The organism is Bacillus sp. FSL K6-3200, assembly GCF_038630485.1.
Taxonomy (GTDB): Bacteria; Bacillota; Bacilli; order Bacillales; family Bacillaceae; genus Bacillus; species Bacillus safensis.
The window spans coordinates 1,175,178-1,190,449 of sequence record NZ_CP152032.1; the positions used below are offsets into that span (position 1 = coordinate 1,175,178).

At 42.7% G+C, this 15,272-nt stretch carries 13 protein-coding genes; 3 read left to right on the top strand and 10 right to left on the bottom strand.

Annotation, left to right across the window (positions count from 1 at the left end; all coding sequences use genetic code 11):
• Positions 1 to 37: 37 nt before the first annotated feature.
• Together MHI60_RS05830 and MHI60_RS05835 are read right to left on the bottom strand one after the other, a co-directional pair.
• Entirely contained in the window at positions 38 to 976 is a 939-nt protein-coding gene (locus MHI60_RS05830; protein WP_095407644.1) for a response regulator, read from the bottom strand.
• Between the two features lie 4 nt (positions 977 to 980).
• The gene (locus MHI60_RS05835; RefSeq protein ID WP_095407643.1) at positions 981 to 2,267 is read right to left on the bottom strand and encodes a sensor histidine kinase; all 1,287 of its coding nucleotides are present in this window, start codon (positions 2,265 to 2,267) and stop codon (positions 981 to 983) included.
• A 517-nt stretch (positions 2,268 to 2,784) separates the two neighbouring features.
• Between MHI60_RS05835 and MHI60_RS05840 the strand changes: the two genes are divergently transcribed.
• On the top strand, positions 2,785 to 3,765 hold the full coding sequence (locus MHI60_RS05840) for a glutaminase (protein WP_095407642.1): 981 nt from the start codon (positions 2,785 to 2,787) through the stop codon (positions 3,763 to 3,765).
• Between the two features lie 33 nt (positions 3,766 to 3,798).
• Positions 3,799 to 5,226: an alanine/glycine:cation symporter family protein gene (locus MHI60_RS05845; protein WP_095407641.1), complete on the top strand. Its 1,428-nt coding sequence runs from the start codon at positions 3,799 to 3,801 to the stop codon at positions 5,224 to 5,226.
• 39 nt (positions 5,227 to 5,265) lie between these two features.
• On the opposite strand, the gene MHI60_RS05850 is transcribed toward MHI60_RS05845, so the two are convergent.
• The 4 genes from MHI60_RS05850 to MHI60_RS05865 all read right to left on the bottom strand — a co-directional run bounded on the left by MHI60_RS05850 (position 5,266) and on the right by MHI60_RS05865 (position 9,861).
• Positions 5,266 to 6,126, bottom strand: coding sequence for an alpha/beta hydrolase (locus MHI60_RS05850; protein WP_024427419.1), 861 nt, complete (start codon positions 6,124 to 6,126; stop codon positions 5,266 to 5,268).
• Positions 6,127 to 6,437: 311 nt separating this feature from the next.
• Positions 6,438 to 6,803, bottom strand: a complete 366-nt coding sequence (locus tag MHI60_RS05855; protein ID WP_044333502.1) for a VOC family protein — start codon at positions 6,801 to 6,803, stop codon at positions 6,438 to 6,440.
• Positions 6,804 to 6,903: 100 nt separating this feature from the next.
• On the bottom strand, positions 6,904 to 8,286 hold the full coding sequence (locus MHI60_RS05860; protein ID WP_073203643.1) for an amino acid permease: 1,383 nt from the start codon (positions 8,284 to 8,286) through the stop codon (positions 6,904 to 6,906).
• Between the two features lie 66 nt (positions 8,287 to 8,352).
• Positions 8,353 to 9,861, bottom strand: a complete 1,509-nt coding sequence (locus MHI60_RS05865; protein ID WP_095407637.1) for an AMP-binding protein — start codon at positions 9,859 to 9,861, stop codon at positions 8,353 to 8,355.
• Between the two features lie 262 nt (positions 9,862 to 10,123).
• Between MHI60_RS05865 and MHI60_RS05870 the strand changes: the two genes are divergently transcribed.
• Complete coding sequence (locus MHI60_RS05870) at positions 10,124 to 10,561, top strand: MarR family transcriptional regulator (RefSeq protein WP_012008812.1); 438 nt, start codon at positions 10,124 to 10,126, stop codon at positions 10,559 to 10,561.
• Positions 10,562 to 10,770: 209 nt separating this feature from the next.
• Here the strand turns inward: MHI60_RS05870 and MHI60_RS05875 are convergent, their stop codons facing one another.
• The 4 genes from MHI60_RS05875 to MHI60_RS05890 form a co-directional block, all read right to left on the bottom strand.
• Positions 10,771 to 11,904, bottom strand: a complete 1,134-nt coding sequence (locus tag MHI60_RS05875; protein ID WP_095407636.1) for a zinc-dependent alcohol dehydrogenase — start codon at positions 11,902 to 11,904, stop codon at positions 10,771 to 10,773.
• Between the two features lie 157 nt (positions 11,905 to 12,061).
• Positions 12,062 to 13,084, bottom strand: coding sequence for a quercetin 2,3-dioxygenase (locus MHI60_RS05880; RefSeq protein WP_144485977.1), 1,023 nt, complete (start codon positions 13,082 to 13,084; stop codon positions 12,062 to 12,064).
• An 80-nt stretch (positions 13,085 to 13,164) separates the two neighbouring features.
• On the bottom strand, positions 13,165 to 13,737 hold the full coding sequence (locus tag MHI60_RS05885) for a TetR/AcrR family transcriptional regulator (protein WP_238409427.1): 573 nt from the start codon (positions 13,735 to 13,737) through the stop codon (positions 13,165 to 13,167).
• 37 nt (positions 13,738 to 13,774) lie between these two features.
• Positions 13,775 to 15,256, bottom strand: a complete 1,482-nt coding sequence (locus tag MHI60_RS05890) for an amidase (protein WP_186437342.1) — start codon at positions 15,254 to 15,256, stop codon at positions 13,775 to 13,777.
• Positions 15,257 to 15,272 lie beyond the last annotated feature (16 nt).

Genomic DNA, 15,272 nt, shown 5'->3' on the forward strand with positions numbered 1-15,272 from the left:
TCTGTTTATTTTCTCCAATCATACCAACAAATTTTCCTCAGCTCATTCCTTCGAATAGCTGCTTTGCTTCAAAATAAAAGATTTGAACGAATTTCTTCGTATTGACTCTGCCCGTTGATCCTGAAGGTGAAGATGTCTTCTGCATTTCTTTCATTCTTTGGCTGACATCGGTAAAATCAAAAAACTTCGACGCGTAGTGCTCAAACTTAGGATTTGAGAAATCTGTTAATCCTAGTGAGGCAAAATGATTCAAAGAATGGTGAATAGCTCGTCTAATCCGCTGCTCCGCCGCTTTCACTTCCCGCATCACTTCTACATCGGTTGCCCCATGATCCAGCTTTCTTTCGGCTGTTTTGATAAACAGCTGCTTTAGCGGCGGAAAATTGACCTCATGAGAATTGGCTGACTGTGTTTCATGTAAGTACGTGAGTATCTCCAGTAAATCCTTAGAGCCGCTCTCACCGACAATACCCAGCTCGGATAAGAGGAATTCCCCAGCCTCTTTCATCGTTCTTCTCTTCGCCCCAGCGCCCGCACCTCGAGAAATCACAGGCTCTAATGGCAGCACGTGGCGAAGGGAGGCTTGTATATCGTAAATCGATTTTTCCAGCTTGATACGCTCCATGACTTTTCGAATCACACTGACGATTTCAATGCGATTGACAGGCTTATGGATATAATATTCAATCCCTAATTCATAGGCTTCTGCCATCATCTCTTTCGCCTCTACTTGGGAAATCATAATGACCTTGCCTTTGAATTCAGGGTGAATATGGCGAATGGTTTGAATGCCATCTCTAGCAGGCATTAAAAGATCAATTAAAAGGATGTCTACTTTCTTTAGGTTCAGTGAGTGTGCCTCTAGTCCAACTCCGTCACCCGCTTCATCTACGACCTCTCCCAAATCCTCATCCTCTATAATTTGACCTAAAATCGAGCGTATTGCACGATCATCATCTGCAATGAAGAATCGCATACACTCACCCTCTCTGTATTAAATTTTGTATAGGAAGGACAAGCAGAAAAGCTGTACCTTTTGTTTCTTTTTGTTCGATTTGAATATGACCGCCAAGCTCTTGTACCAGCTCTCTCACATAGGATAAGCCGATCCCAGTAGACGGCGTTCCAAATGCATCAAATTTGGAGGTGTAACCTGGATCAAACACAATCTCTCTCATTTTTTTAGGAATCCCCGGTCCGTCATCTTCAATCCGAATCTCTATTTTATCATGACTTCCTTTCAATTCGAGTGAGATCATCCCGGTATCTTTTATTGCTTCGACTGCATTAGCCATTAAATTATTAATCAGCGATAAGAAAATAAACACATGATAATCATGCAGATGAATGCCCTTTATATCAGATGTAAAGGAGATATTTTTCCCAAGAGATAAAGCATACTTCTCTTGTATCCGGATGACAATTTGAACGAGCTCTTCCGCCTTCATGTAATCTTGCATATTTTCCTTCGAAATGAGCTTTGAAAGCCCAGCATAAATTCGCTGATTGTCCTTTTTCACTTCATGAATTTCTCCTGCGAGCTTTAACAGCTCCTGACTCACTTTTTTCCCTGCTTCGTGTTCATGCAGCAGACGATAAAGCCGGTATGATTCCTGCGTAATATGCTCTGTATGTTTTAACGTTTTCTTTAAGTGCACCGTTTCTTCATATAAATTCGAAATGACCATCATCATATGCTCATTTTGTTTCATGATCTGCTTCTCTCTTGATTGAGCCTCATACAGCTTCATCATATTAAAAAAACTGATCACCACAAAGCTGTGAGCAAACGCAATGAGGAACATATCGCTCAGCTTTGATATGGTCATCGTTGTATCAAACACTAAAAATTGTACAAACAGCTCGACAAAATCAGCAACTAATTCGATCATTAGACCGATGATCCCAATGAAAATAGAGCGCTGTTTAAAGCGTCCCGTACGGACGGCAAAAAACAGGAAAGCATAAGTGAAATAGAAAAAGAAGCTTGGGAATTGCTGATAAAATGATGAAGCCAGATCAGCATTCTGCTGAATCAAATCTAAGCCAACCCGAAAAAGCACAATTGCTGCGCCTGTTAAAAACCCCGGCAAAAGCGGTCTAGATTTTCTTAAGAGTAATAAACAAAAGAAAAACGCAGGTGCGCCAAAGCTGATGCGAAACGTCTCATTCACAGGATAAAACTTCAGCTCTCCTGCAAGCGGCACAATGACCATCATAAAAATTAAAATGAATGCGTCCTTTTTGACAAGCTGATTTAAACTCAAATGACTGACATCCCTTCCCCTGTTTGCATAGCCACAGTATACAAGGAGACTCTTTTCTTCACAATGTGCAAAAAAATAATTTTCACCGCTCTTTTTATCTCCAAAATTCTTTTTTATGACTATTCTCCGGGGCAGCAAGGTGACCTTTCAGCTATTCAGTGTTTTGATCATTGACGACAATAATAGGAATTGTTTAGACAATAGTCGACAGACAGATTTTTATTTGTAAGTTTTTCTGTAGATTTACGTCAGATTGTGTAGTTTCCAAGATAAATTGAATGAATAATTTTAGTGAAACTATATGTAAGCGTTTTCTTAATTTTCACTAAAAACCCTTTTTGTTTTTCCGCCGACAATGCCTTCATTTGTACATATATTTAGGTGTAAAGGAGTGGTGCAAGCAGCGCATGACAAGTTCTTTGAAGATGTGTAACATGTTTTCGTGCCTAGTTGATCGCATTTTTTGTCATCCGCCAATTCAATAGGGTACTTTTTGATTTTTGATTGGAGGAATCGTATGAAAACAACAATTTCTAATAATACACAACACGCATGCCAGTCTTCTGTTGATCAATGGGCAGAAGAAATACGTCCGTATCACATAAACGGACAGAATGCTGGCTACATTCCAGCACTTGGAAAAGTGAATTCCTCTCAACTTGGTATCAGCGTGATAGGCCCAGATGGATCATCTGTACGATATGGTGATTGGGACGTTCCCTTTACCCTGCAAAGTATCTCAAAAGTCATCAGCTTTATAGCTGCCTGTTTAGGAAGAGGCGTACCTTACGTCTTGGATCGGGTAGATGTAGAGCCAACTGGTGATGCATTTAATTCCATCTACCGTCTTGAGATGCATAAACCAGGGAAGCCCTTTAATCCAATGATTAATGCTGGAGCTATTACCGTATCCTCCATCCTTCCCGGAAAGACTTCTACAGAAAAGCTAGCATATATTTTCGATTTAATCGAAAACTTAATAGGTAAGCGTCCTTCTGTTAATGAAGAGGTTTATCAATCAGAATGGGCAACTGCGCACCGCAACCGGGCACTTGCTTATTATTTAAAAGAAACCAATTATTTAGAATCGGATGTCGAGGACACGTTAGAAGTGTATTTAAAGCAATGTTCCATCGAGGTCACAACAGAGGACATCGCCTTGATTGGACTGATTATATCAAGTGATGGCTACCATCCCTTTAAACAAGTCCAAGTCATCCCAAAGGATATCGCCAGACTAACAAAGGCATTGATGCTGACATGCGGCATGTATAATGCGTCTGGGAATTTTGCTGCTTTCGTAGGCGTTCCAGCCAAAAGTGGCGTGTCTGGAGGAATTATGGCTTGCGTTCCGCCAAGCGCAAGAAGAGAGTTCCCGTTTCAGACAGGCTGTGGAATTGGCATTTACGGTCCTGCCATTGACGATTGCGGAAATAGTGTTACTGGTGTCATGATGCTGAAAAAGCTCGCTAAAGAGTGGGATCTCAGTATTTTTTAAAAAGAACAGTGATGAATTCGAAGAGGTGATGTTATGAACGAAAAAGCTTTGCTATCTTATTTAACACATACAAATGATTTTATTTGGACTTATATTGTGATTGCTCTGTTACTTGGAGTTGGACTCTACTTCACATATAGAACACGCTTCCTGCAAGTGAGAATGATGAAAGAAATGCTGCGTGTCCTGAAAGAAGGAAGAAAAGAAAAAGAGGGAATATCACCGTTCCAAGCATTTGCCATCAGTATGGCAGCACGTGTAGGGACAGGGAATATCACAGGGATTGCTATCGCTATTGCCATTGGCGGCCCTGGCGCCATCTTTTGGATGTGGATCGTAGCCATTATCGGTTCTGCTTCAAGTTTCGTTGAAAGTACACTAGCTCAAGTATATAAAGTAAAAGACAAAACAGGCTTCCGCGGAGGACCTGCTTATTACATGGAAAAAGGGTTAAACAAGCGCTGGATGGGGATTTTATTTGCGATCCTGATTACGATTTCTTTTGGAATCGTCTTTAACGCAGTTCAATCAAATACGATCTCTGTCGCTTTTAAAAACTCCTTTGGTTTAGACCGTTTAACCGTCGGTATTGTGATGGCTGTCATTATTGCAGCAATCATTTTCAAAGGCATCCAAGCGATCGCAAAGGCTTCTGAATACATTGTCGTTGTGCTTGCAGTTGCTTATATCGGAATTGCGTTCTTTGTCATTGTCACAAATATCACGGAACTTCCTGGTGTCATCAGCACGATTGTGAAACACGCCTTCGGGTTTGAACAGTTCGCTGGCGGTACGCTAGGCGGTGCTTTATTACAAGGGATTAAACGCGGTCTTTTCTCGAATGAAGCCGGTATGGGTAGTGCACCTAACGCAGCAGCAACGGCTGTCACAAGCCACCCTGTTAAACAAGGATTAATCCAAGCATTCGGCGTGTTAACAGATACGTTAATTATTTGTACAAGCACAGCCTTCCTTGTTCTGTTTTCTGATGCGTATAAAACAACAAACCTGCAAGGAATTGAATTAACACAGGCTTCTCTTAGTCAGCATATTGGACCATGGGCCTCTAGCTTCCTTGCCATCATGATTTTCCTATTCGCGTTCAGTACATTGATCGGTAACTATTACTATGGGGAAACGAACATTGAATTCCTAGGAGCGAACAAAATTTGGCTAAACATCTATCGAATTGCCGTTATTGGAATGGTTCTGTTCGGTTCGGTTGCCACTGTTCCTCTCGTTTGGGGTCTAGCCGATCTCTTCATGGGACTCATGGTCATCGTCAACCTCATCGCCATTACCATGCTGTCTAAGGTCGCCTTCGCAGCACTGAAGGATTACACGAGACAGAAAAAAGAAGGCAAAGATCCTGTTTTCTATAAAAATGCCGTTCCAAACAATGAGAAAATTGAATGCTGGAACGACGAACCTGCTGCATTGAAAAAGAACCAAATCGGATAAATCAAAAAAGCTCTGGTCAACTGATCAGAGCTTTTTTCTTTATGTCAAAAATTCAAGTATGAGTTTGTTGACGACTTCTGGTTTTTCATGATTGATCCAATGAGAGGCATCATCGACAAAGATCAGCTGGCCATTTGGACAGATCTTTATCGTTTCCTTCGCCAGCTTTCTGCTTAAAAATTTGTCCTCCATCCCCCAGATCATGCGAACAGGAACGAGAATTCGTTTGGAAATCGGCTTTTCAAAGCCGCCTTTTTTGATGGCTCGGTACCAATTCAGCATTGAGGTCAAGGCGCCTGGCTGCGTCCAAGCGAGCTTGTAGCTTGAGACATCTTCCTTCGTGAACAAATGTGGCCTTGCCGTCAGCCCGATGGCTTCATCCAGCTTTTGAAAGTGATTTTCTTGAAGTGCTGCCTCTGGAGCATTCGGAAGCTGAAAAAAAGCGATATAGGAGCTTTTCTTCCACTGCGGCGGATAAAAAGGAAGAACCTTCATCATCACCCGCGGATGCGGCATATTAACAATGATTAATTTCTCGACATATTGAGAACGGGTTGAAGCCAAATGCCAAGCAACAGCTCCGCCCCAGTCATGTCCGCCGACAATCGCCTTTTGGTTCGGGCTCAGCGTCTTGATCAAACCCACAATATCATCTCTCAGTTTATCTAATACGTAGGATTCGACTCCTTCTGGTTTGTCACTTAGGTGGTAGCCTCTTTGATCAGGAACAACAACACGATAGCCTGCCTCAGCCAAGGGGATGATTTGATTTTTCCAGCCATACCAAAACTCAGGAAACCCGTGAAGCAGCACAAGCAGCGGGCCATTTTCCGGTCCAGCCATTGCTGTATGAAGTGTTACACCATTTGTTTGGATTGATTGAAACTCAATTTGTTCCATTCCTTTGCCACCCTTCTCCTTGTCGTTTTATTCTTCCAACATAGCATATTTTCCATTTTTCAGAAAATAAAAACACTCACAAAAAAACCTTCACTATGGTGAAGGTCTCAGATTGTTGACAAAGGGCTAAAATGATCTTTATTTTAGCTCTTTGTCTTCTTTTCAGCGTGATAGAAAACCTTTGCAGTCTAGGAAGGACGAGCATTAGCGCGGAGCGAATTTGACATTCGTGAGCACCAACGCGCAGGACTGACAAAGAATGCGAGGGTTTGTCTACACGCTGAAACCTTCACTATGGTGAAGGTCTTACTCTATTTCATAAAATTCAGAACCCAGATCAACCCATTTTTCCGGTCCTGTACTTGTCCGTGAAGTGCGCCAAAGAAGGTATCCTGTAATTCGACCAGTACATCTCCATCAGCTTCCAGCGCTTCATAGACAGCCTTTAGTTCTTCTTCATTGTCAAACTGCATGATCAATCTAAGATTCTCTGGCTTTGGTGTGCGTCCAAACGTATCTGAAAAATGAAGCAGTGATTCCCCAAGATGCAATTCAGCATGCAGGACACGGTCTTGATGTTCATTTAAGATCTGAATATCCCCACCAAAAATCCCTTGATAATATTGAAGAGATTCTTTCACATCTTCTACAACAATATAAGGACTAACACTAATCATATCCCTCATCCTCCTCTAGTTCCGTCCATCATCTCTTTTATAGCTTATCCCAAATCGTATGAAAAAAGGCACAAATCGTCAACGGATTTGCACCTTTTTCTCATGAAGATTTCGCTAATTCACTATGTTTGTTTGAATACGCTGCGTACATGACGACACCAATTAACAGCCAAACCCCAAAGTAAAGCCATGTCCGGCCTGGTAAGTTGAGCATTAGGAACAAGCAGCAGCCCATTGATATAATCGGCAAAACCGGCACAAAAGGAACCCTGAAGCCCCTCTCAAGCTGCTGATGTGTTTTTCTCAGAATAAGCACAGATAAACTGACCATTGCAAACGTTAATAACGCACCGATATTCGCTAAGTTGGACAGATCCTTCAAATCAATAAAGCCTGAAATAACAGCTGTCATTCCGCCAATCATCCATATGCTAGCAACAGGCGTATCGCTTTTGTTTGTTTTTGAAAACACTTTAGGCAAAAGTCCGTCTCGGCCCATCGCATAAGCAATTCGAGTTGCTGCATAATTATTGGCGAAAATCACAGCCATCAATCCAATGACCGCACCAACAGAAATAATACCAGCCACGCTATTTTGATGTACACTTTGCAGGACATAGGACATAGCCTCTGTGACATTCAGCTGTGTATAGTGCACCATGCCTGTCATGACCAAACAAACGACAATGTAAATAATCGTACAAATAAGTAATGAACCTATGATCCCAATTGGCAGGTTCCGCTGCGGATTTTTCACCTCTTCTGCTGAAGCAGAAATTGCATCAAATCCTAAAAAGGCAAAAAATACAGCAGCAGCACCAGCAATGACGCCTTCTGCGCCAAACGGCATAAACGGCTGCCAATTGGCTGGCTGTACATAAAAGCCGCCTACTACAATGAAAAGAACAATAATACCGAGTTTCACAAACACCATGATATTATTAAATTTTTTACTTTCCTTCGTTCCTCTAGATAAGATCCACGCAATCAGTAAAGCAATGATAATCGCCGGCAGATTCATATATCCGCCTTGCTCCGGCCCCGCTAAGAATTGATGCGGAATAGAAATTCCAAATCCCTCAAGCAAGCTGTTGAAATAACTAGACCAGCCACTGGCAACAGCTGAAGCAGTCAGCATATAGACGGATAATAAGGTCCATCCCATTAAATGGCCTACAAGCTCGCCCATGGTCGTATATGAATAAATGTACGCACTGCCGAATACAGGAAGCGCTGAAGCCATTTCCGCATAACAAAGTGCTGCCAAGCTGCACACAATGGCTGCAATCGCAAAGGAGAAAATAACAGCCGGTCCTGCATCCTTAGCCGCTGTAATACCAGTTAACACCATAACCCCTGTGCCAATCACTGCCCCTATACCAAGAAGCGTGAGATCGAGCCCGCCCAGCGTTTTCTTTACCTTTTGCTGTCTGCTCTGTTCCAACAAATCGTGAACGTGTTTCTTACGAAGAATATGTCGCAAACCCTTTCCCTCCAAAACGTTAGAAAAACAAAAAATCATTCAAATTTCATTATAGCAGAATAGGTACTAAGCATTCACAACCAATTCACGTAAATCTTTCTTCATAATTTTACCAAGCTTGTTTTTTGGCAGATCACTGATGAAATGAATAGATGGCACTTTGTAATCTGCCAAACGTTCCTGACAATAGTTCACCACATCTTCTTCGCAGAAATCGGCCGATTCGTCTTTTACGATATACGCACTTGGCACTTCACCATATAATTTGTCCGGCACCCCGATGACAGCTGATTCAATCACACCTGGAATTTGTTCAATGACTTCTTCTACTTGGTCAGGATAGATATTGTCTCCACCGTATAAAATGACATCTTTGTATCTGCCTGTGATAAATAGAAAACCGTCTTCGTCTAGATAGCCTGCATCTCCCATATGGAACCAGCCGTCTTTGAGCACCTTCGCAGTAGCGTCAGGCTGATGATAATAGCCTAAGAAATAAAATGGGCTTCTCATGACGACTTCGCCAATTTCTCCAGCTGGCAGTGTTTCCTCTGTCTCAGGATGAACGATTTTCACTTCTACATCTGGATCCACTTTACCAGCAGAGCCCATTTTATCCTCGCCCATCGCAGGATGCCAAGCACTGACAACCCATGCTTCCGTGCTTCCGTAGCCATGCATCATCTGAATGCCTGCTTCTTTATAGTCCTTAATCAAACGTACCGGCACCTTCGTACCGCCAGAAATCGCAATTTCAAAGGATGAAAGATCGTACGAACCGCGTTTCATTTCTTCCAGCATGTACGTATAAGCTGATGGGAAAGCCATCATGAACGTAATTCTTTCTTTTTCAATTGTTTCTAAAATGCGCTTCGGTGTTGCATCATGTAAGAAAACAAGCGTATACCCTTCAATCGCAGCGGCAATCAGGTGATTAATTGAACTCATATGATACAGAGGGTGACTCGCCAAGTACCGCTTTCCTTTCAAGTCAAATCCTCGATTCCCACGTCTTGTTAAAAATTCATAGATTCGTCCATGTCCGACCATACAGCCTTTTGGATTCCCCGTTGTCCCAGAGGTAAATAAGATCATCGCTAGATCCTCTTCTGATACCTCTTCCGCAAGATCGCTGCCATCATTTGAAGCCAATATGTCTTCAAACAGCTGCGTTGTTTTCGCATTCACACCAGATTCCACCATGAGGCAGTTGTCTAAAGACACATTCACCGCAGCAATGATGTCACGGAATTCTCGGTCAAAAAATAAAGCCTTTGGCTCTGCTTTTTTCAAAATACCTTCCAGCTCAAATGAAGTAAGCTGCCAGCTAAGCGGAACTGCGACTGCACCTGCTTTAATGGCTGCCAGCATAATTGTTGAAAAGTGATGATGGTTTTGACAAATAAAGCAAACGCGGTCACCTTTTCGAATTCCTTTTTGATGTAAGTAATGAGCAAGCTGGTCGATGCGTTTTGCATATTCTTCAAATGTATAAGACACACCTCCGCCAGTTACCGCTTCAATTTGTGAAGAGCGTTCCATTCTGTCGTTTAGTAATGCCTGTAGAGTATTCAATATCTTCATCTCCAAACGTTTGATTTCCAATAGCCAATTTCCAGTGAATTGGATTGGCAGATTTTATCTCATTCACATTCTAAAATAAAAACAGCTGAAAGTAAAATCATTTCAATTTGGAATTGTTCTTTTTATTAATTGATAATATAGGTAATTTTATAGCCGTCTTCCATTTTGGTTTAAATCATGATGATTATTATGATAAGATAGACCTAGTAATTGATCGGAAAATGCGAATGCAATAGGAAAAGAGGTATGGAGAATGCAACATTTCGAGCTAGAGGCAAGTTTGTTAGACCATGCACTGACGAAGTATTTAAAGGCGACGAAACAAATAGATGAAGAAAATATTCCGAAAAACGTGACGAATGTCAAAGGGTTTATTTTACGTATCATCTACCGCCATCAATCATGTACTGTGAAAAATATTCTGCAGGAAGTTTCATTATCTCCCTCTGCAACAACAACCGCTCTCAATCACTTAGAAGACGAAGGGCTGATTATCCGCTCTCGAAATAATAATGACCGCCGTACTGTGTGGATTGAACTCTCTGAATCGGGCGAACAAATTGCTAAACAAATGATCGACAATCGCCAGCTGCTTGTGAATCAATTATTCAACCACCTTTCAGAGGAAGATAAAAAGACATTTTTTGAATTAATTGAAAAAATGATGGACGAGCACACATTAAAGGCTTAGGAATTACTCCTAAGCCCTTAAATTTTCGACAAAGGGCTAAATGCTCTTTGTCTTCTTTTCAGCGTGATAGAAAACCTTTGCAGCCCTAGGAAGGACGAGTACCGGAGCGGAGCGAATTGGCATTCGTGAGCACCGGCACGCAGACCTGACACCGAATGCGAGGGTTTGTCTACACGCTGAGGCTTAGGAATACTCCTAAGCCTCTTTTTTTATGGCTTTAAAACGACCTTTATACAATCATCCTGTTTATCATTGAAGATGTGGTACGCATGAGCGGCTTCATCTAATGGCAATTTGTGTGTGATAATCGCTCTAGGATCAACTTCACCGCTTGTCACTTTTTGATAAAGCTTTGACATGTATCCTCTCGCCGGAGCTTGGCCCATTTTTAGGGTGACGTTTCTTGCAAAAAAAGCACCTAATGGGAACATGTTGTATAGGCCGCCGTACACACCCGTCATCTGCACTGTTCCACATTTGCGAACGGCTTTTGTGGCAATTTGAATGGGTCCGATCGTTCCTCCTTGGAGCTTGAGCTTTTGCTCAATTTTTTCAAGCGGGGACTTCTTCCCGTCCATTCCCACACAATCAATCACAACATCGGCTCCACCCTTAGTGAGCTCCTTTAACGTTTCTCCCATGTCGGGATCTTCTGTAAAATCAAAGACTTCCACGCCGTTCATCCGTTTTGCATGCCGCAGGCGGTAATCAATGTAATCGACGGCAATCACACGTTCTGCCCCTTTTTGCCAAGCAAATTGCTGTGCCATTAACCCAACAGGTCCGCAGCCTAGCACGATGACCGTATCACCTTTTTTCACACCTGCGTGCTCTACGCTCCAATAGGCAGTTGGCAGGACATCTGATAAGAACAGCAATTGTTCATCCTCCAGCTCGCAATCATCTGGGATCTTAAACGGGGTGTAGTTGCCAAAAGGTACGCGTAAATACTCTGCCTGTCCTCCCGGATAATTCCCATATTTCTCACTATATCCAAAAAGTCCCCCCGAATCGTAGTGCGGGTTTGAGTTGTCACATTGGCTTTCTAAGTGATGATCGCAATATTGGCATTTACCACATGCAACCGTAAATGGAATGACGACACGGTCTCCCTTTTTTACAGCTGTGACATCCGGGCCAACTTCCTCCACAATCCCCATTGGTTCATGCCCAATCACATAGCCGATTGGAAGCGGGAAATTCCCCTGATACAAATGTAAATCTGATCCACAAATTGATGTTGATGTAATCCGTATAATCACATCTTCCCGATCTTGAATAGACGGTGCATCTACCTTCTTCACTGCAATGCTATTTTTCCCTTGATAAGTAACAGCTCTCACATGCATTTCCTCCTTTAGCTCAAGTCATCTTTACATAGCTTCACCTTGAATGAATGGTTCATTCATCAAATGAGAAAATTATGTGGAGGAGGCAAAAAACAAAAAAGCCCGTCGATTGTTTCGACAGACTCATGATGTCGTGTAACGCGTTACACAATTATTCCTTTTCAACAAAAAACAAATCATATTGAGTTGAAGTCTCCCGATTGAACATCAAATTCCCTTCTTGAATAAAATAAGGACAGATACTTGGGCTTGGAGATTCTTCAAACTGCTCATACACCTGCTCAATTTCTCCTGGAAGCAGCAAAACCAAAATTTTATTTGAATGAGACACAAATTCATAAGAGTGAATCGTATCCGGCGGGATATAGGCAAAGTCACCCGGCATCAAGCAAATATCCTCTCCGTTCAAATGAAGGTTCATTTTCCCTTCAACACAATAGAGTGCTTCAGTATGAACTTGATGATAATGCGGCGGGAAATATTTCTCTTTCGCTCCTTCAACCACAAAATGACTGAATCCGCCTCCTGTTGTTTCTACTGTTGCAATCAGCTCATGAATCTGACCATCAATGATGTATTGCTTCCCTTCACCAGCCTCTAATACATAAGGCTGTACCTCGTGAGGAAGCTGACTATGAAATAAAACGGAGGGCCTCGTTGTATTGGACAGTTCTCTAATTCCATGCATCAGGATGATATCGCTTTCTTTTTCAGCCTGCTGAAAACTGGCTGCATCGAAAGCATGATTCATCAAAGAATATTCATTTTGAAAAAGTCTCTTTCCAATTTGCTGATAGACATCTGTCATTTGTCCGCCCAACGTATATGAAATAAACCTAGTTTTGTGACTATGCATTCTGTAGCCATGAATCGTTTTGGGCGGGATATGAATATAATCAAAGGCTGTTACCATATATTTTTTACCGTCCAGCATCACTTCAAGCTTTCCTTCCAGCACAAAAATGGTTTCAAATAAGTGCTCATGACAGTGCAGAGGAAAATAAGCTCCTTTCCCACCTGTGATTAAGGCAAGCTCAAACAGCTGATTCGTTTGATTTGCTTCTGCCAGCATATGAACAAGCTGATTCTCCAGCCCATACAGCTTTCCGGAACCAGACACGGTATAAAAAGGGGTACCTTCGGATTGCTTGATCGATTGCGGTTGCTCCGACATCCCATCACTCCTCATGACTAATTAACTATCTATATTATATAGACCAATTGATATAATAGATAGACAATATGCGAGAGATTTTACTCTTCTCGCATAAATAAGTGTCTAAGGTAACTTTTTACGTGTTCTAAAGGGGTCGTTTGCTTGAGTGCAGTGGTCATCGATAGCCCCCCAATCACCATTGAGTGTAGGAGAGAAGCCAGCTCATCCGCTTTGTTTTCTTCATACCCGCTGTTCATTAGCTTTTCTTTTACAAGCTCCTGCCAGCGGATCATTTCATGTTTGCATGCAGCATGGAGCTGTGTGTTTTCGGGTTTGGACTCTGCCGCCAGCAAGACAATTGGAATCCCTCTTTCACTTTCTTTCTCCATAAATCCTCGAATGATCTTTGTCATAAAACGATCGATGGCGATATATGGGTCATCCGAATAGGCAAAGCCTTCTTCAATTTGATTGATGACCTTTTGACTAATGTATTCAACAGATGCAATGGCCAGCTCTTCTTTTCCATTTGGAAAGTAATAATAAAGAGAGCCTTTAGGTGTGCCGCTCTCTCTGATAATTTGATTCAATCCTGTCGCATGGTATCCCTGTTTACGTAAAAGAAGTGCTGCCGTTTGAATGATTTTGTCCTTCGTACTCACGTGTGACACTCTTTTCCCTCCATAGACCAAAGTCGCTTATCATGCGTTATCGATTTAATTGACTAGTTCCTTTCCAAATCGAGGATGTCTCCATTTCCGCCGCAAGCCTGAGCAGCCAGTCCTCTTTTCCTTTAGGCGCTGTCACCTGTACCCCTAAAGGCATACCCGCGCTAGTGAGATGAAGAGGAACACTCATTGATGGCTGACCTGTTAAGTTGGCAAGCTGTGTAAATGGGGTGTAGGTCAGGCTCTTGAGGAACATGTCATAAATAAGATCCTGCTGTGCTTGCATGGAAAGAGATGACACACGTAAAAGTGCAGCTGTTTCCTGATCTGAATGCATAAGTTCACCAACCTTTGGAGCTGAGTAGGCAGTAGCTGGTGTCACATAGAGATCGTAGGTTTGATGAAATGACGCCATTTGTGCAGCAGCCCGATCCCACGCATCAAGACTTTCTGTATAAGCAGCAGCGGTCACATTCTTGCCAGCCTCCGCCAGCACCCATGCTACGATGTCCGTTTCCTCCGGCTTTACTGGACGCCCTAACGAACGAGCCAAGGAAGTGAATAATGCAGACATTTCTCCGCTGTTCATCACGTAATATTGCTGCATGAGATGGACCCCATCAATTTCCGGCTTGGCTTCTTCTACTTGATGGCCTTGCTCACTAAGCCATTTCACTGTTTGCTGAACCGCCTTCTTCGCCTCCTCACTGACCTTCGTGCCAACTGGAGATTCTACGCTGTAAGCAATTCGCATAGAAGATGTACGTTTCACCAGATCCTCTTGATAACTGCCATCGTATAATGGGGTTTGGAAAGCAGCTTCAGGCTGAATGACTTGAAGAAGGTCAAGAAGGGCTGCACTGTCCCGCACTGTTTTTGTGAGTGTAAAGTCGATGGAAGCCCCTTGCCACTGCCTTCCTGCGCCTGGGCCTACCGGCGTTCTTCCCCGCGTGGGCTTAAGGCCGAACAAACCGGTAAAGGATGCTGGAATGCGAATAGAACCACCGCCATCACTTGCTCCGCCAGCAGGTACAATACCGCTCGCAACAGCTGCTGCTGTCCCGCCGCTTGAGCCACCCGGAGAATAGTCCGTATTCCAAGGATTTCTCGTTGGACCATGTAAAGCAGGTTCCGTCACATTTCTTAAACCGAATTCCGGTGTATTTGTATGTCCAATCATGAGAAAACCAGCCTGCTTCAACCGATCAACAAAGTGCGAATCCGAATTTGCTTTTACATCCTTTAACAGCAACGCTCCTGCTGTCAGCGGTTCATTTTTAATCCCTTGCGATATATTTTTTAGCACAAACGGAACACCCGCAAATGGCTGATACTCATGTAACTCCTTGATGTCTTTTAAAACTTGATCTTGTCTCGTCCGTATCACAGCGTTTAGTTCTGGATTGACCTCATTCAATCTATCAAATGCCGCCTGCATAAGCTCCTCAGGCGTTACCTGCTTATTCCGCACAAGTGCTGCTAAGCCAGTCGCATCATACGTCATATACTCTTTTACGTTCATCAGCATGTCCTTCTTT